We start from the raw sequence: 17,426 nt of genomic DNA on the forward strand, positions 1-17,426 counted from the left end.
CTATTATAGAACCTTTGTTCCTTTTAAATAAATATCAACAACGACCTTTGACAGAGCCAAAAAAAAGAAACCAACATCACAAGTGGTTTCTGATTCCAGCTTTTTCAGCGGGTGCCGCCTATTTTATCTGCCGTTTTTTCGAAGAGACTTGTCAAAGATTGCGACAGCTGCTTTCCTGCCGATGAAAAAACATTATAGGCTTTAAGCTGCTGGAGCTTTTCTTTCTTTTTTTCAAGGTCGTGGCTGGTTACTTTTTCGCCGAGAATGGCTGCTTCCATATTGCCCTTTTTGGATTCCTTCACTGTGAATGCATTGTACAGTTTAGGGTCATTGAAGCCTTTCATCGTTTTCATTCCCTGATTGGCATACTGCATGCCGATCAGGACCCCAAGGAATAAGATAAGTGTTACGCCTAGACATTTCATTGAAAACCGAAACATGGAAACAGCTCCTTTCTGCGGTTATTTTGCTGCCGGACTGCCTGATGATCCGTTTACGGATTTAGCATCCCAGTAGATTTCACTGAATGCATCTGCAAAGGCATTAATTGTCCGGTACATTTCATCGAAATTATTATCCACTCCGCCAATTTCAATAAGCATGGCATTCGAGGAAAGATCCTGGTTATACACACCATTGTCACCTTTGTCTTTTTTCAGCAGCACTCCCCTTGATAATCCGGGATATTTTTTATCAAGCGCCTTATGCATCTTGCTTGCGAGTGCAGCGTTTTTTTCATAATTGGCATTTTTCCCTCCAATTACAAAAGCAATCTTGGCATAGCTTTTTCCGTTCAGCACAATAGTAGTGTCTTTTTTGCGCCTCGAGTCCCGGTGAATATCGACAAAATACTGAAGATTCTTATTGGAGGCGATCATTGTCTGCAAGACGCCTCTTTCCTCCTGATAGGACCTGGAATATTTCAGACCTTTTTGATTAAGCCTTGCAAGGATATCTGTCTTGCTGGCCTGGGATCCTATCCCCTTATCATTTAAATCCTGTACAAGCTTATCAGTTAGCTTGGTTACATTGATTTTTGAATGGCTCGCCATATTCGGATCTGTCACACCTTTGAGATAAGGCAGAAAGGATTCCCTGTTGTGCGAATTATATATCAAAACCACTTTTCGCCCGCCAGTAGTCATTTTAGGATCCTGGGATACCTGCTTTTGCGGTTCTTTTATTTGATCCACATTCTGGAGTGCAGCATCCTTTCCATTTTCCGCTACATCACCTGGAGGCGACGATTCATAAGGCATATTGGTATAGTTCGTCCCTTTTCCTGCCACGAGGATTTCCGTATCAAATATCGAGAAGCCTGGCAGTTCCCTGCCTAGAAGGCTTCTGGGATCATCCATAGAAATATTGGTTGTCAGCTTTAAAAGCTGGGGAGTCACGCTAACGGCAGGCTCTCCTCCTGGGAGTGCGTTAAAAAAGTAATGATTTTCGCTCGCCAGCATGGAGAAGAGCATTTTTCCTGAAAATTGGTTGGCAACCGAATTGACCGAACCGGATGAAATCCTATACTCTGGCCGCAGAGATGTGAGAACCCCGCTCGCCGAAAAAATGAAAAGAAGCAGAACCAGAATCGAAAGAAAACCCTTAATAATCGTTGAGCCATTGATAACTGTGATCATACCTGTATGCCGGTTTCTTCGCATCTTTTCTTTGTCACCCTTTCTAAAGCTTGTCTAGTAATGCTTATGAAGATACTAGAAGAAGTAGAACGGGTTTTTTGAAAAAAGCTAGTTTCTTTAGCGCGTATAGTAGCCCGTATTCCCCTGGTTGATGGCTTCATGGAGGGCTGCATTCAATCCGTTCGCTAGTAAATTGGCCATATCCTCTATGAATACATCCACTTCCTTAGGCGTCACCATCAGATTATGTCCGATAGGCGAAAGCACTTCATGGATGAGTTTCCTTTTTTCATCTTCTCCAAGGGTGCCAATGATGCCTAAAAAGGTCTGTCTGTGCTGTTCATCAGGCAAATCTTCCTCAGTCAGTTTTTTCTTTTTTCCAAAACTGAACCCTGCAGGGGCGAGTGCCCTCGATGGCCTGTCACCCTCCTTTAGCTCGCTGCCAAAATGCTTCAAAATATAGTCAATCGTATCACTCGTAATCGTAACCGCGTCCACTACAGTTGGCACGCCTACAGCAATGACTGGAATTCCCAGCGATTCTTTACTGAGTTCTTTTCTTTTATTTCCGACTCCGGAGCCTGGATGGATGCCTGTATCTGAGATCTGGATTGTGGCATTGACTCTCTCAAGAGAGCGTGCGGCGAGCGCATCCACCACAATGAGAAAGTCCGGCTTGCTTTTTTCAATCACCCCAAGGATGATGTCACTCGTCTCGATGCCGGTAATTCCCATAACTCCAGGAGCAATGCCGCTTACTGGCCTGTATCCCTCCTCGACGGATTCCGGCTGAAGCTGAAATAAATGCCTGGTAACCACAAGATTTTCCACTACTGCCGGCCCTAAAGCATCAGGAGTCACATTCCAGTTCCCAAGTCCGACTACAAGGCAGCTGCTGTCTTTTGTGATGCCCATTCCTTTTATAAAACTTCCAAGCTCACTAGCAAATACCTGCTCTACCTTATGCTGGGTTTCCGTATTTTGCTGCCGGATTCCCTGTACTTCAATCGTTAAATAGCTGCCTGGCTTTTTGCCGATATGCTTTTCGCCTTCTGCTGTTACTTCTATCAAAGAAATTTTCAGGTCATCAACATCCTTTTCCTTAATGATGACACCTTCAATATGAGAAACATCTTTTTCACCCGCAACTCCATTGTTGTCCATGACAAGCTCCCTTGCCTCTACAGCAAGATCTGTCCGTACTGAATATTGGCTAACATCCAATTTCTTTTTCATCAAAGCTTGTTCTCCCATCTGTAAAAGAATATAATCTAGTACTCTCCATACTTTCTTATAAACATTCTTCCGATATTGCTTTTTTATTCTTTATTCTTTTGATACAATGATATGTAACGAGATAAAGCTTGGTCTTAAAAAAATAATTCCTTTTCGATTCTGATTCAGAGTATTGCATTATAGGGAGCAGTCTGATAAAATATCACTTGTGCTATTTGGTATAGATTTGAAAAGTCGAGTTCATATAATCTCGATTTCTTGTGTAGGAGGTGAACGGAATGCCAAACATTAAATCTGCAATTAAACGCGTAAAAACAAGCGATACTAACCGCGCTCAAAACGCAACTGTAAAGTCTAACATGCGCTCTTCAGTGAAAGTCGCTGAAACTGCATTAGCTAACAGTGCAGACAATGCAAAAGAAGCTCTATTAGCTGCTTCTAAAAAATTAGACAAGGCTGCATCTAAAGGATTAATCCATAAAAATGCGGCAGCCCGTAAAAAATCTCGTTTAACGAAAAGACTTAACTCTTTAAACGCTTAATGAATGCTCAACGAACGATCCACCCGGGTCGTTTTTTTCACGCTGCAAAAAGGTGACGGCCATTATGGCTGTCACCTTTTTGCATGATTCCTCATTAATGGGCTTACGGCCGCGAGGGTTTTCCCATAGACAATTTACTATATTAAACTCGCCGGGAGATTTCCGCTGCAATCAATAAAGTTCACAAAAAAACAATGTTGTGTAAAACACCTATTTAAAATAAAAGAATATAAAGTATACGTTACCACTATAGATAACCCGCTTACCCTCATTGGTTTAATTTTCTTCAAATAGCCCGTCCATTACGCTAGTTTGTTATTCAATTACAGAAAGACTAGTCTTTTCAAGTGCAATTCTTCACATAAATGAACTGTGTAAGGCATTACCTATTACCTTTTTCTAAACTGAATTTATCTTGATTCAATAGTAAAAGGACTTATCTCTGAATCGTGATTCGCAATGACGCGCAAACAATCCTCCCTTTTTGAAAAACTGCGTATCCATTCTAATGATTTTTTTGCATTAGCTTTATTAGATGTAACACCAGGCAAAATCATTTGTTCCCAGGATTTTTTCGCATAGCCAACATCACTTGCTAATAGCAGCCAGCCATCATTTAATTGAACGAGTAAAGAAAACATGCCTTCACTATGACCGGGAGTATGAACTAAAAATAACGTGCCGTCTCCAAAAAAATCAATCCCTTTATTAAAAGGACCATATGGTATATCTTCCAAACTAAATGTGTCAATCGGTATACCTTCCCACATTGACTTTATGTAACCAGCATTTTTATTTGCTGCCTTCCACTCCAATTCACTTGTATATATTTTTTTTGCATCTTGCAAATGGCTTAATCCACTAACGTGGTCTGAATGTAGATGTGTTAATAAAACAAAGTCAATTTCGCTGCTTTTTATCCCCATAAAATTTAATTTTTCGGATATTGATTCCCCATGAGGAAGTTCTCCTCTGAACATAGAATATGCTAAACGTCCTAAATGTTTTTTTTGGTTAATCCTGATTTCTTCATTCCAGCCTGTATCTACCAAAACTAGGCCTTTTGGATGCTCAATAAGGTAAGTGGAAACAGGAACCCACATCTTTTTACTTTCTCCCCTAAACCAGCCAGAATACGGGATAGGGTGCATTCCTCTCTCTCGAAAAGCTAACGCCTGATCAATATAAACCCTGCCAGTATGCCATATATGTACTCTCATCCTAATTCCCCTTTAGGAACAGCTAATTTCAAATTTCTCATTCTCCCTGATAAATTCCTTTTAAATAACTGTGTCTTTAGCTGAATAATCCCTATATATTTTACCATAAAAGGTAAAATTACCAATATTAATTAATTTCCTTTAATTCCTAATTGGCGTAAAAGCTCCTAGAGAAATAATAATAAGTTTCAACTTCTCTATCCTTATTGATTACGGTTTTGTTGTTTTCTTTAACTAGCTGTCCGTTTAAAATAAAGGCTCTTTTCTTAACAATTGTTGTTATAATAAGTTCTCGAGGCAAACCCATTGTTAAAGCAGGTTGATTGGAGAGAAAGGTGCAGGACTCCAGGAATCAAGGTTTTACCATTTTCAAAATATCAATCATTATCACAGTAGTAAAAGGCTGCATAGACCGATGTAATAGATCGGCAACTAAATATCTCACCCATTAATTGAGTTTTTCTCTATTTTTGGTAATACTCAGATTCCGTTATGACCCTACAATGGTTTAAGCAAAATGACGGCTTATGGTTTGTTCTATAAACACTGCCCATGATAGGCTTAGATCTATTTAAAATTAAATAAAGGAATGAGATGAAAAATGAAACGAGGTATAACTTTCGAAATTCCCAATGAATATGGAAGTTTTCTTTGGAAGGTATTAATGTCTTTTGATATTACTGAATTCGTTTGGGCAAGCGGTGACGAAGAATCCTATTTAGTGGAGGATGAAGAGTTAAGGGAACCTCTTTTCCCGGAAGAGACAAACGAGATGGATGGCTTATTTCTTAGAGAACTTTTGGAAAAAAAATAATTATCTCATTTTTGTAAATTTACAAGCCTATCCGAAAGGGAAGAATTCATTACTTATTGAAACGTATGAGGAATATGTAAACAGCAATTGTCAGCTCGTGCTTTTAGTTGTTGATTCTATATATGTGTCAATTTATTGTAAAAACAAGGAAAAACTCGAAGGCTTATATCAAAATGCGAAATTAAAAGGTTTTAATAGCCTTAACTATATTACAGATAAAAACGATACAAGAACAAGGCTATCAGTGTGGTAATAACTGATTTTAACTTATAAAAAGCCAGCTTCCTTTAGACATAAGGAAGCTGGCTTTTTTATTACTGGTTACTATTCAAACAGAAATAGGCGGATTGGAGCGAAAGGTGCGAGACTCCTGCCCGGGATCAGCGTGGCAGGCGAGACCCAGCAGACTCGAATCGAGGAAGCTTCACCGCACGTCCCGCGGAAAGTGAAGCACCTGCAGCGCAAATCAGCCGGCCATTTCAACAAAACCTATCCATTACCTCATTTTCAAGAGCAGCAGTTCCAGTGTGAGTGCTTTGTCAGCCTGGCCCGTTTTTATTTTATAATCAGCTTCGGCAAGATCTTTCACAATGGCCAGGAGTTCTTTTTCCTGAAATGTGTTTGTTTTTGCGGCAGCCAGCTTCACACGGTAAGGATGGACCTTAAGCGCTGAAGCAATCTTCTGCTGACTGTAGCCTTGCCTTGACAGCTCCTTCACCTGGTACAGCATGCGGATTTGTCCTGCAATTACGCTCAGGATTTTAATCGGCTCTTCATTTTGCCTCAGAAGGTCACGATAAATGGTTATCGCCCCCTCAATGTTCCGCTGCAGAACATAATCTACAAGCGTGAAAATATTTTGTTCCAGTGATTTAGCAACAAGCTTTTCAACAACCAGAGTATCTATCTTTTTTTCGTCATCCGCATACAAAGCCATTTTATCAATTTCGCTGGTAAGCTGCATAAGGTTTGTGCCAGCAAGTTCGAGCAATAAATCAATGGCATTTTCATCAATCTGCACATGCGAAATGGCTGCCCTTTCCCTGATCCATGCTTTCAGTTCATGATCATTCAGTTTTTTCGCTTCGACAAGAACTGCCTTCCTTTTAAGCTCCTTAGTGATTTTTTTCCGCTCATCCAGCTTTTCGTAAGGAGCCGTTAGCACAACAATGGAATAAGGGGCAGGATTCGATAAATATTCCTCAAGCCTTTTCACCTGATGCTCAATTCTTGATTTTGTTTTCTCCGCAGTCAAAAAGAATGGGTTCTGCATGAAAACAAGACGCCGATCTCCCATAAAAGGGAGTGTTTCAACGTCTTCAAGTGCTGTTTCTATTGGAGTTTCTTCTAAATCAAACTGAGCAAAGTTAAAATCAATCTCCTCTTCTGTAAGTGCATGCTGCAAAAAAAGCTGCTTAGTTTCGTTTATCAGGTAAGCTTCTGTCCCATAAACCAGGTACACAGGGGCAAACTGCTTTGCTTTAATACTTTTCCAAATATCTAATACCAATGAAAACCGCCTCTTTGCTATGTATTCTTATTATAATGGTATAGATAAGAAAGCATTTTGACAAGCTATTAACGGGAATCGGCCTAATAGGCCAATCCCCGATTTATATAAACGCTGCCAAGAAAGTTCCGGATTACTTTCTTATACAGCGGTATTAGATATGAAATGAGTATGTCTGCCGCCTGATTCAGAAGCTCAACCTGCTTCATATAATTATTGTTGCCCCTCACGGCTAAAGTATTTGTGACAACTCTTGTCAGTATAGGAAATCAAAATGGAACTGTAGATTTTTATTTTGTAATCGCTTATACTAAAAGTGAAATAGGAGGGGTTAGCCATGAACGAATTCGAAAAAAATGTCCAATCGAAACGTAATGATGCAGTTGACGCCGGAGTTGGATTTGGTGTTTCATTTGCATTTTTTGCCGTGTTGTTCATCATTGCTACCGTCATTCATACGATAGGTTCTTAAGTACACTATCCGGCAAAAATGAATGCGTTAACAAGGAGAAAATGGAAGAATTCCCGCCCGACGGAGGCCGCTTTTCTTTAGGGTCTCTTTCTTCATTTCCTCTTCCTTTACTGACATACTATGGCAAACTTGTTGAAAAGGTTCCCCTTCTCCCTGAAAAGCGATAAGTCACTGCCCCCTGTTCATCTGTCCGGAAGACCTTGATATGAAGCATGGATAATGCTTTGAGTGTTTCCTGGTGCGGATGGCCGTAGCGGTTTTTTTTTCCTGCAGAAATGACGGCCGCCATTGGCGAAATGCCATTCAGGAATTCTGCAGAAGAAGATGTTTTGCTGCCATGATGGCCTGCTTTTAGAATATCTGCGGAAAGCCCCGGAAAGGTGTGCAGCAGCTCTCCTTCGCTTTTCACACCAAAGTCGCCTGTAAACAGCCAGGTAAGGCCCCCCATTTTTGCATACAGCACGATGGATGATTCATTTGTCTCTTCTTCCGTTCGAAAGGGATTGAGCACAAAAAATTCTGCTTCTCCTGCCTTCCAGCGATCCCCTCTTTTCACCTCTGCAACCGGTATCCCCTTCCTTGCTGCAGTCTGTATAAAATTCTTTTCCCTATATTTCTGTTCATTCCCCATCCCTAATACAATCTGTTTTACCCCAATGCCTGTAAGGATTTTATCTGCACTTCCTATATGATCAGTATCCGGATGCGTCAGTATCAGCTTATCCAGGCTATGGATCCCCTTGCTTTTCAGCAGCGGAATAATTGTACCGCTGCCCGTATCAAAAACTTTTCTGCGCTCTTTCCACTTTTCTTGATGAAACATCAGCCGTCCGCCTGTATCGATGAGATAATTGCCCCTGTTGTATGGCAGCTGTATTAAAATTGAATCACCCTGCCCTACATCAAGGAAAGTCACTTCTCCAAAAGGTGAAATTTTATTGATATGATATTGAACAAGCAGCACCGCAGCGAGCATAAATATTGCTTTACGGCACTTTGAAAGAGAGGTTCTTTCCCATTGTATAAATAAAATGAATATGCTGAGCGAAAGAAGCAGCATGGTCCAATAAGCAGGTTTTCCAAATGTCAGGTATGACAGAGGAATGTTTGATATCCTTTCTGCAAACCAGCTGCAGAACCGGAATGAAAGATCCAGCAGCACAATCAGCGGTTCCGAGAGGCGAGGCAAAAAAATCGAAAAAGCCAGGGCTATGATTGAAAAAGGAAGAAACAGGATGGAATATAGCGGGACGTATAGTACGTTCAAGAAGATGCCGAGCACGGAGACTTCATAAAAGTGATACAGAAGGACAGGTATGGACGCCAGCTGGCAAATGATGCTCATTATTAAAAGCTGATGAAAATGGTTAGGATATTTTTTTAGAATAGGGCTTGATAAAACAATGGAGAATGAAACAAGGAAAGATAACTGAAACCCGATATTAAATAACAGGTATGGACGGTAAAGAAGCAGAAAAAGAAATACACAAGCCATGCTTGCAGTGATAGCCTGCTTTCTTCTGCAAAGGGAAAGGAAAAAATACAGCATGGCCATAAGGCAGGACCGCAAAACAGATGGACTGCCTCCTGAAAGGATCATATATGCGGGCAATAAAATAAGGATGATTATGCTCATTTTTTCTCTGGTAATGCCCATGCGGATTCCCAGATAAAATAGAATGCCTGTTAAAAAACTGACGTGAAGTCCGGAAATGGCCAGCAAGTGGACGATGCCAAGCCTCTGATAGGCAAGATAGTCTTCTTCGCCGATCTCCTTCCCATCTCCAAAAATCAATGCAGAGACAAAGCCTTTTGAAGATTCCGGAAAGTGCTCCGAAATATAAGAGATTCCTTTTGCCCTGAGTGAGGAAATCATGAGTGCGGGGTTTTTTGTGTTGTGGCGGCATCTGTCTAACGATAAAGTCTTGGCTCGGAGGATCCATGAAATGTTTTTCTGTATCAAAAATTTTTTATAATCAAATCCATTCTCATTTCGTGCAGCTTCAGGCTTCTCAAGCTTGCCTGAAATCAAGCAGGAAAGCCCAGGGTCCATGTATTGCTGCAATGCAGATTTCTCTTCTTCAGTTCCTATGCTGTAAAATAGCTGAAGGCTTTCATTCCGGCTTTTTATTGGACTTTTCATGAGGCTGCCATCAAAGTCCGGCATTTCTGAAAAGGTGATGAGAAAAGTAGATTCCCTGCCTGTAAATACGGTTTTTTGCCGGATTGCAGCAATGTGTGCCGATGAAAAAAATAAAGCAGCAGCCGCACATTGAAGAAGCATATTTCTAAATCCTGCTGTCATATATAGAAATATGAAATACAGAAGCAGGATGAATAGAATCTTCCCGCTTCGTGAAAAATAACAGGACGTGCCAAGTGCCGCTGATACGGCTGTGAAAATGAGTTTTTTATCCACTTAACTCCCCCGTTAAACAGTAGGATTGAATATTGATTCTGCCTGCTTCCGCAATTCCGCGATTTCTTCTGGAGTTCTTCCGGTATGTCCGAGTTCTGTCAGCAGAGACATAACAAAATCCTGCTTTTCTTTTTCTCCTTGTGCAGGTGATTCCGCCCTGACATGCTCAACTTTCACTCCTGCCTGCTCAAACAGTTCGATAGCATAAGGATGGTTTTTATAGTCCTTGGCATAATAAACTGCTTTTATGCCTGCCTGAATGATGGATTTACAGCATTGAAGACATGGGAAATGCGTCACATATATTTCAGCTTCTCCTGTAGGAACCCCGAATTTGGCACATTGCAGAATGGCATTCATTTCCGCATGAATGGTGCGGACACAATGATGGTCAATGACATAGCAGCCTTCATCAATACAATGCGTGCCCCCTGCAATGGAACCATTATAACCTCCGGCAATGATACGCTTGTCGCGCACTATGGTGGCTCCTACTGTCAGTCGTGTGCAAGTGCTTCTTAGAGCTAATAAATGGCTTTGTGCCATAAAATATTGATCCCAGCTGATACGTTTCATGATTTGTCTCTCCCTCATGCAGTAATGGTTTCTCCTCCATTCTACCTTTTAAGCCTATCATTGTGTAGATGAAGCTCTAAAGAATTCATTGTACAAAAATGGAATCCTTTAATTTTTCAAAGGTTTTATCGCCGATTCCCGGCACATTCTTTAAATCTTCAGCCGATTTGAAGCTGCCGCCATTTTTATCCCGGTATTCCAGAATGGCCTGGGCCTTAGACGGGCCGATGCCAGTTAATGTCTCAAGATCCGCCTCTGAAGCCGTATTCAAATTTACCTTTCCATCTCCTCCTCCTCCGCCCGTTCCTTGCGGGACAGAAACGGCTCCTGCCGGTGCTGCCAAAGTTCCTCCCATCCCTGGTGCTTCACCTTTTGCCGGCACATAAATGACCATCTGATCCTGCACAAGCTGAGCAAGGTTCACTTTATCTTTATCCGCCTCTCGGGAGAAACTTCCCGCAGCTGCAATCAAATCTATCACACGGTCTCCTTCTTTTGCATTAAACACTCCTGGAGCTTTAACAGCCCCTTTCACATCCACCTTTATAACAGAAGGCTTCTTTTCGGCTGGAGCCTTTTTTTCTCCGGCAGCTAAGGAATCCTCAGAAAACGCATTTTCCGCTTGGGAAGGAAAAATATTCATTTGATTTTCCTGGCCGCTTTTTGTTTCCTGATAATAGTAAAATCCTCCTGAAGCAAGGATGACAGCTCCAAAAACGGCCGCTATTTTCTTTTTTAATAAAATATCCATGAAAACTAACATCCTTTCGTATTGATTTTACAGAAGTCATAAGACAAGGAGGATGTATCATACTATTTAGGAGAAACGAGGGGGTGGCAGGATGAAAATTGGTTTTATCGGGACAGGAAATATGGGAACCATTTTAATAGAGGCTTTTCTTGGGGCTGGAGCTGTAAAGCCCGAGGAGATTATAGTCACGAACAGGACACTTTCAAAGGCTATAACGCTGCAGGAGAGATGCGGGGCAATATCAGTGGCAGAAACGGCAGAGGAAACGGCTAGGAGAGCTGACCTGATCTTCCTTTGTGTAAAGCCACTTCAATTTGCGGAAGTGATTGCAAAAATAAAACCGGCCGTTACACAGGAACAGTGTGTTGTATCAATTACTAGCCCCATTTCAGTGGCCCAGCTGGAATCACAGCTGAACTGCCACTGTGCACGATTCATTCCAAGCATCACAAACCGCGCGCTATCAGGGGTTTCTCTGCTGACGTTTGGAGAAGCTTGCAGCAGTGAATGGCAGGTGAAAATTTCAGACTTGGCCAAATCCATCTCAGCTCCTGTCTCTATACCAAATGATATTACCAGGGCAGCTTCTGATATTGTCAGCTGCGGACCTGCTTTCTTCAGTTTTTTGGCAAGGGCGTTCATTGATGGAGCCTGCCAGGCAACGAAAATTGATGAAGCCACAGCAACGATTCTTACACAGAATATGCTGGCGGGATTAGGCGAGTTATTAAGCCAGGAAATTTATTCTCTTCCAGCACTGCAAGAAAAGGTCTGCGTAAAAGGCGGGATTACAGGAGAAGGAATCAAGGTGCTCGAAGGGGCTATCGGTGATATGTTTCCGCGGCTCTTTGAGGCAACACAGGCAAAATTCGAGGAAGATCTGGAGCAAATCGAAGAAGATTTTGGGCATAAATACTAGATTCTCCGCTTAAGGGCATTTTCCTGCTTACCTCAAAAAAAAAGTTGAACAGAGAATGGCATGCTCTGTTCAACTTTTTTATTTTTTCCTGCAGATATATAAAATTCTTTCCGTTGTATTGCTTGGGGGCTCTTCATTTAAATCAGCAAGAACCTCCAAAACTTCAAAGCCTGCTTCGTTTAGCCAGCGTTCATAGGTTTCTGTCTGATAGGTACGCTGATAATGCCATTCATCGAAGCGGTCATATAACCCGGATTCCTCATCACGTACAAAGAAACTCAAATCGTGTTCAACACTATAAGGCTCTTCACCAGGAAAGCAATCCCAGATATATGATACATCTTCATCGTTGACAGCAAACGTGTGATTCTGGAAAATTTGCTCCATTTTATAAACAGAGTGCACATCGAACATGAATAACCCGCCAGACTGAAGATGCTCATTCACACCCCTGAAGGCAGCCTGAACATGATTCTCTGTTCTAAGGTAATTCAAAGAGTCGCAAAAAATCGTGACCCCATCATACACGCCAAGTCCCTCTAGACCAGCCATGTCCTGCTGGTAAAATGGAATCTGCAGCCCCATAAGACTTGCCTTTTCATTGGCGACAGAAAGCATTTCCTCCGACAAATCAACACCGGCTACTTCAAAACCGCACCTGGCCAGTTCAACAGTGAATTCTCCTGTTCCGCAGGCAAGGTCAAGAATTTTCTTTCCGCTTACATCATACTTTCCCCACTTATCAAGCAAAAGCTGCAGCCACTTTTCGTAGGGAGCATTCTTCATCAATGCATCGTAAACATAGGCAAAGCGTTCATAGCTCATAGATTCAATTCGCTTTGAAGGTCCTCTGAAGGTGCATCTCCCCATAGGCGTTCTAAGTTGTAGTAGCTTCTTTCATCGCGGTGGAAGATATGTGCAACAACATCGCCAAGGTCAACAAGAATCCATTTTGCTTCGTCAAACCCTTCCATGCGCTTGACTTCAATGCCATTCTCTTCGGCTTTTTCCTTCATTTCACGTGCAATAGCCTGCACTTGCTTGTCAGAATTGCCGTGGCAGATTAAAAAATAATCTGAAATAAGGGAAATCCCCTTCATGTTAAGTACAACAATGTCCTCGGCTCTTTTATCATCTGCCGCCTTGGCAGCTGTTACTAGCAATTCGCGCTCTGTCATTAAATCTTCTCCTTCGTGTTCTTGATAAGATCATTGTACGTAAATAGGGTATCAGGATATACAGTCTGTTTTCTGCTCATTAAAAATGCGACCGTATTCCTCAATGCTTCGATGACAGCAAGATCCAAGTTCTTCTTCGCTGTTTCGCGGACCTCGTCCACTCCGGGAAAAGCACGTCCCGGTTCTATATAATCTGCAAGATATATAATCTTCTCAAGCAATGCCATACCAGGTCTTCCTGAAGTATGGTAAGCAATTGCATCAAGGATGTCCCGATCGGTGATGCCCGCTTCCTTTTCAACCAGATATGCCCCGACAGGCGCATGCCATAGTTCGGAGTGATATTCCAGCAAATCAGGGGCCATCCCCTTCGATATGATGATTTCCTTCATTTCATCCTTGGGACGAAATTTGGCATAATCGTGAAAAATGGCCGCAAGATCAGCCTTTTTTATATCAGCTCCATAGCGTTTTGCAAGGTCAATCGCAGCTTCTGCAACACCCAGTGTATGGATATAGCGCTGCTCTGTGATTTGCGCCTTTACTAATTGTAAAGCTTCGTCACGATTCATATAAACCATTCTCCTTAATGTAACTCACCACAGAATCAGGAAGCAAATATTGGATGGGCGAGCCCTTTTTAATTTTTTCCCTGACGAGAGATGAGGAAATAAACATTTGCGGAATTTCCACCATGGTTACCGGATATGACGTAGCTTCGCTGTAACCTGGCCTTTTCACCCCGACAAAAGTGACCATCTCCAAAAGTTCACTGATTCTATGCCATTTTGGGAGATATTCAATCATATCTCCGCCTATAATAAAATAAAATTCACACTCCGGCTCCTTTTCTATCAGAAGCTTGATTGTATCATACGTGTAGGAAGTCCCTTTTCTTTTCATTTCAATTTCCTCAACCGAAAAGCAGGGATTTCCGCTTATCGCGTGATGCAGCATGGAGAGCCGGTCTTCATCTGATACTTCATGTGTTTTCACTTTATGGGGCGGAATATGATTAGGCATGAACCTGACTTCATCAAGAGACAGTGCATGCAGCACTTCATTTGCCACAATCAGATGGCTGATATGCGGCGGATTGAAAGTGCCTCCAAGGATACCTATCTTCTTCATCACATTCTTCCTTATGGCAGTTGAAGCTGTTTATTTTCTTTTGACTCTTTATATAACACGATCGTATTGCCGATAATCTGTACAAGTTCTGCCTTCGCGCCTTTGTATAGCCCCTCTGCAACAGTGCCGCGTTCTTCATCACAGTTTTGCAGGATGCTTACCTTCAAGAGTTCGCGGGCTTCTAAAGCTTCTCCGACTTGTTTAACAAGATTTTCATTCACTCCGCCTTTTCCTACCTGAAAAATCGGCTGTAAATGATGTGCCTTTGATCGTAAAAATCGTTTTTGTTTACCTGTCAGCATGTGTTACCTCCTAGTTTGTTCAAAACAATTTGCTGCATTCTTGCTGTATCAGGAGCTTGGCCAGTCCAAAGTTCAAAAGCCAGAGCTGCCTGATTCACAAACATGCCAAGCCCATTTTCAATACGGGCTCCAAGCGAAGCTGCATCTTTTAAAAACGCTGTCTCTAGCGGATTATAAATGATGTCAGCTGCGTATGCCCGTTCTTTTATAATGGAAAGATTAATCGGTTTTTCACTGATATTTGGACTCATTCCTGAAGAAGTTGTCTGTATGATCAAGTCATAATCAGCTAGCCTTTCTTCTGCTTCAGGGATGGACAGGGCCAAAGATTCCTTGCTATAGGGGCAATCGTCAATCAGCCCCCTGGCCCGGCCCGCCGTGCGGTTGGCGATATCAGCCTTTTTCATGCCCTGCTTCACTAACGTAAAGTAAATGCCTCTTGCGGCACCGCCGGCCCCAATGATCAATGTTTTCTTATGTGACAGCTCTCCAGTGATCCACTCACTGAGAAAACGGTAAAAACCCATTCCATCTGTATTATATCCCTTAAAACGTCCGTTTTCCCGGACAACTGTGTTTACTGCTCCAATAGCCAAAGCGGCTTCATCCACTTCATCAAGAAAAGGGATGATCGCCTCTTTATGGGGAACCGTGACATTAAAGCCCGCGAAGCCAATAGCTTTCATTCCCTTGACCGCATCCTCCAGATCATCCGGAACCACATGAAGGTGATGATAAACTGCTTCGATACCCAGTTTTTCAAAAGCATCATTATGAATTTCCGGTGACATGGAGTGTGCAATCGGGTCTCCGATTACACCATACAATTTCATCATTTGCTCCACCACATTTATTAAATTAATGACTTGCGGATGATAACATTGACCCCTTTAGGCACATGTGCCGTAATTTTTGCTCCAGGTTCGTTTACCGTCACCCATCCTAAGCCTGAAAATACAATATCCATTTTGCCTTCTTTAACTGTAAATTCATGAGGAACCAATTTCGGGAATTCATCCATCTGGTCTCTGCGGGGAGGCGTAAGCAGTTCGCCCGCATGATTTTCATATAATTCATCAGCTTTTTCAAGCTTGGTTCTGTGAATATTCAAGTCGTTGGACAAGTAGCATGTCAGGGACCTTCTGCCTCCTGATACATAATCTAAGCGCGCCAATCCGCCAAAATACAAGGTTTGGCCTTCATTCAGCTGATAAATCTTAGGCTTGATTTCTTTCTTTGGGGTGATGAATTTCAAGTCCCTTTTATCGACATAGTGAGCCATCTGATGATGATTGATGATTCCCGGTGTGTCAACCAAAGCCTGTCCATCATCGAGCGGAATTTCAATGGTATCTAGTGTTGTTCCAGGGAAATGGGAAGTCGTGATGACATCACCTTCGCCGCTCACTTCCTTGATAAGGCGGTTGATGAATGTAGATTTCCCGACATTCGTACAGCCTACAACATAAACATCCTTGCCTTTCCGGTAATGCTCAATCGCTTTGGCCGCTTCTTGGATGTGTTTTCCCTTTTCAGCGCTGACAAGCAGAACATCTACCGGATTCAGGCCTAATTCACGCGCAGACTCTTTCATCCAGTGAATGAGTTTATTGTGCTTCACACTCTTTGGAAGAAGATCTGCTTTATTGCCTATTAATAAAACATCGTTTCCTCCGACAAAGCGGTGAAGCCCAGGAAGCCAGCTTCCATTGAAATCAAAGATGTCAACGATTTTGACAATTAGGGAGTCCGTTTCGCCGACCTTGTTCAATATTTTCAAAAAGTCATCGTCCGTTAAAGATACGTCCTGGACTTCATTATAATGTTTTAGCCTGAAACAGCGCTGGCAGATGATTGTTTCCTTTTCAAGCGCAGATTTCGGGGCATATCCAAGCTTGGAAGGATCTTCAGTCTGAACCTTGACCCCGCAGCCTATACAAACCATCTCTTCTTGATTGCTCAATTGCTGTCCTCCCATTCTATCATCCCTTTTCGTTTGAAAAACGCGAGTATCCGTCTTTCAATTTTGCGGTTCAGTTTTGTCGCAAAGCCATCATTGGAAGCGACTGGCACCACGAGAATTGTATGAAAGCCCCCGCGGTTTCCGCCTAGCACATCTGTCAATAGCTGATCTCCGATTACCACGGTTTCTTCCCGTTTTAATCCCATGCTGGCAATGGCACGGCTGAATGCGCGCCTCATTGGCTTTCTTGCCTGAAAGATGAAGGGAATATGAAGCGGATCCGAAAAAGCCCGGACCCTGTTTTCCTTATTATTAGAAACAATCGTCACTAAAATTCCGTGATCTCTCATATTGTCAAACCATTTAATAAGCTTAGGTGTTGCCGTAGGCCGGTCCCATTCCACAAGTGTATTATCAAGGTCTGTAATGATTCCCTTTATTCCTTTTTCCTTTAGCTGCTCGGGCGTTATGTCAAAAATGCTTTTTACATGTTCGCTGGGCAAGAATATTTCAAGCATGTCTGCACCTCAATATTTTTCATGAATTTACCGTTTCCATCATATCGGATTTCCCTCAAATTTTCAAAAAAGCAAGTGAAAACCATCTACTTCAAAATTCCATCATAATATACAACGAAAGGAAAGGGAAGAAAAAAAGAAAAATCTCCACTTTAAACGCACCTTCCAGTGCAAAGCTGTACAATCAGTTTTGATTGTATTTCACTCTAAAACAACGAGCAATCCCTGGCATTATGGA

At 42.1% G+C, this 17,426-nt stretch carries 19 protein-coding genes and 1 pseudogene; 4 read left to right on the forward strand and 16 right to left on the reverse strand.

Going from position 1 to position 17,426, the window contains the following annotated elements; genetic code table 11:
* Nucleotides 1-104: 104 nt before the first annotated feature.
* The 3 genes from BIV59_RS06895 to gpr all read right to left on the reverse strand — a co-directional run bounded on the left by BIV59_RS06895 (nucleotide 105) and on the right by gpr (nucleotide 2,873).
* The gene (locus tag BIV59_RS06895) at nucleotides 105-440 is read right to left on the reverse strand and encodes a YqxA family protein (RefSeq protein WP_071350731.1); all 336 of its coding nucleotides are present in this window, start codon (nucleotides 438-440) and stop codon (nucleotides 105-107) included.
* A 21-nt stretch (nucleotides 441-461) separates the two neighbouring features.
* Nucleotides 462-1,661 carry a stage II sporulation protein P gene (gene spoIIP, locus BIV59_RS06900; protein WP_071350732.1) on the reverse strand — a complete coding sequence of 400 codons (1,200 nt, stop codon included), beginning with the start codon at nucleotides 1,659-1,661 and terminating at the stop codon, nucleotides 462-464.
* Nucleotides 1,662-1,754: 93 nt separating this feature from the next.
* A complete protein-coding gene (gene gpr, locus BIV59_RS06905) occupies nucleotides 1,755-2,873 on the reverse strand; it encodes a GPR endopeptidase (protein WP_071350733.1) in 1,119 nt (372 codons plus the stop codon).
* 278 nt (nucleotides 2,874-3,151) lie between these two features.
* On the opposite strand from gpr, the gene rpsT reads away from it, so the two are divergent.
* Nucleotides 3,152-3,415: a 30S ribosomal protein S20 gene (gene rpsT, locus BIV59_RS06910; RefSeq protein WP_071350734.1), complete on the forward strand. Its 264-nt coding sequence runs from the start codon at nucleotides 3,152-3,154 to the stop codon at nucleotides 3,413-3,415.
* Nucleotides 3,416-3,825: 410 nt separating this feature from the next.
* Here rpsT and BIV59_RS06915 read toward each other — a convergent pair whose 3' ends face one another.
* Nucleotides 3,826-4,635: an N-acyl homoserine lactonase family protein gene (locus BIV59_RS06915; protein ID WP_071350735.1), complete on the reverse strand. Its 810-nt coding sequence runs from the start codon at nucleotides 4,633-4,635 to the stop codon at nucleotides 3,826-3,828.
* A 664-nt stretch (nucleotides 4,636-5,299) separates the two neighbouring features.
* Here BIV59_RS06915 and BIV59_RS06920 point away from each other — a divergent pair.
* Nucleotides 5,300-5,702, forward strand: a pseudogene (locus tag BIV59_RS06920) (DUF2691 family protein).
* Nucleotides 5,703-5,945: 243 nt separating this feature from the next.
* Here BIV59_RS06920 and holA read toward each other — a convergent pair.
* Entirely contained in the window at nucleotides 5,946-6,959 is a 1,014-nt protein-coding gene (gene holA / locus BIV59_RS06925) for a DNA polymerase III subunit delta (RefSeq protein WP_071350736.1), read from the reverse strand.
* Nucleotides 6,960-7,296: 337 nt separating this feature from the next.
* Between holA and BIV59_RS06930 the strand changes: the two genes are divergently transcribed.
* A complete protein-coding gene (locus BIV59_RS06930; protein WP_071350737.1) occupies nucleotides 7,297-7,431 on the forward strand; it encodes a YqzM family protein in 135 nt (44 codons plus the stop codon).
* A gap of 118 nt (nucleotides 7,432-7,549) precedes the next feature.
* Here BIV59_RS06930 and BIV59_RS06935 read toward each other — a convergent pair whose 3' ends face one another.
* The 3 genes from BIV59_RS06935 to BIV59_RS06945 all read right to left on the reverse strand — a co-directional run bounded on the left by BIV59_RS06935 (nucleotide 7,550) and on the right by BIV59_RS06945 (nucleotide 11,177).
* On the reverse strand, nucleotides 7,550-9,850 hold the full coding sequence (locus BIV59_RS06935; protein ID WP_071350738.1) for a DNA internalization-related competence protein ComEC/Rec2: 2,301 nt from the start codon (nucleotides 9,848-9,850) through the stop codon (nucleotides 7,550-7,552).
* A 12-nt stretch (nucleotides 9,851-9,862) separates the two neighbouring features.
* Nucleotides 9,863-10,426 carry a ComE operon protein 2 gene (locus BIV59_RS06940; RefSeq protein ID WP_071350739.1) on the reverse strand — a complete coding sequence of 188 codons (564 nt, stop codon included), beginning with the start codon at nucleotides 10,424-10,426 and terminating at the stop codon, nucleotides 9,863-9,865.
* An 85-nt stretch (nucleotides 10,427-10,511) separates the two neighbouring features.
* Nucleotides 10,512-11,177: a helix-hairpin-helix domain-containing protein gene (locus BIV59_RS06945; protein ID WP_083392077.1), complete on the reverse strand. Its 666-nt coding sequence runs from the start codon at nucleotides 11,175-11,177 to the stop codon at nucleotides 10,512-10,514.
* A gap of 91 nt (nucleotides 11,178-11,268) precedes the next feature.
* On the opposite strand from BIV59_RS06945, the gene comER reads away from it, so the two are divergent.
* Entirely contained in the window at nucleotides 11,269-12,096 is an 828-nt protein-coding gene (comER, locus tag BIV59_RS06950) for a late competence protein ComER (RefSeq protein WP_071350741.1), read from the forward strand.
* 78 nt (nucleotides 12,097-12,174) lie between these two features.
* Here the strand turns inward: comER and BIV59_RS06955 are convergent, their stop codons facing one another.
* Genes BIV59_RS06955 through BIV59_RS06990 form a run of 8 tightly spaced genes read right to left on the reverse strand, consistent with a single transcriptional unit; the run spans nucleotide 12,175 to nucleotide 17,188 of the window.
* The gene (locus BIV59_RS06955) at nucleotides 12,175-12,921 is read right to left on the reverse strand and encodes a class I SAM-dependent DNA methyltransferase (RefSeq protein WP_071350742.1); all 747 of its coding nucleotides are present in this window, start codon (nucleotides 12,919-12,921) and stop codon (nucleotides 12,175-12,177) included.
* Entirely contained in the window at nucleotides 12,918-13,274 is a 357-nt protein-coding gene (gene rsfS / locus BIV59_RS06960; RefSeq protein ID WP_071350743.1) for a ribosome silencing factor, read from the reverse strand. Before rsfS ends, BIV59_RS06955 begins: the two co-directional genes overlap by 4 nt.
* Nucleotides 13,274-13,846, reverse strand: a complete 573-nt coding sequence (yqeK, locus tag BIV59_RS06965; RefSeq protein ID WP_071350744.1) for a bis(5'-nucleosyl)-tetraphosphatase (symmetrical) YqeK — start codon at nucleotides 13,844-13,846, stop codon at nucleotides 13,274-13,276. Before yqeK ends, rsfS begins: the two co-directional genes overlap by 1 nt.
* Complete coding sequence (locus BIV59_RS06970) at nucleotides 13,836-14,405, reverse strand: nicotinate-nucleotide adenylyltransferase (RefSeq protein WP_071350745.1); 570 nt, start codon at nucleotides 14,403-14,405, stop codon at nucleotides 13,836-13,838. Before BIV59_RS06970 ends, yqeK begins: the two co-directional genes overlap by 11 nt.
* Nucleotides 14,406-14,416: 11 nt before the next feature.
* Nucleotides 14,417-14,707 (reverse strand): ribosome assembly RNA-binding protein YhbY, encoded by a 291-nt coding sequence (gene yhbY / locus BIV59_RS06975; RefSeq protein WP_071350746.1) that lies wholly within the window; start codon nucleotides 14,705-14,707, stop codon nucleotides 14,417-14,419.
* Entirely contained in the window at nucleotides 14,701-15,543 is an 843-nt protein-coding gene (aroE, locus tag BIV59_RS06980) for a shikimate dehydrogenase (RefSeq protein WP_071350747.1), read from the reverse strand. Before aroE ends, yhbY begins: the two co-directional genes overlap by 7 nt.
* A gap of 17 nt (nucleotides 15,544-15,560) precedes the next feature.
* Complete coding sequence (yqeH, locus tag BIV59_RS06985) at nucleotides 15,561-16,652, reverse strand: ribosome biogenesis GTPase YqeH (protein ID WP_481747417.1); 1,092 nt, start codon at nucleotides 16,650-16,652, stop codon at nucleotides 15,561-15,563.
* A gap of 14 nt (nucleotides 16,653-16,666) precedes the next feature.
* A complete protein-coding gene (locus BIV59_RS06990) occupies nucleotides 16,667-17,188 on the reverse strand; it encodes a YqeG family HAD IIIA-type phosphatase (RefSeq protein ID WP_071350749.1) in 522 nt (173 codons plus the stop codon).
* Nucleotides 17,189-17,426: the final 238 nt, after the last annotated feature.

Source organism: Bacillus sp. MUM 13 (assembly GCF_001866725.1).
In the GTDB taxonomy this organism is placed as follows: domain Bacteria; phylum Bacillota; class Bacilli; order Bacillales; family DSM-1321; genus Peribacillus.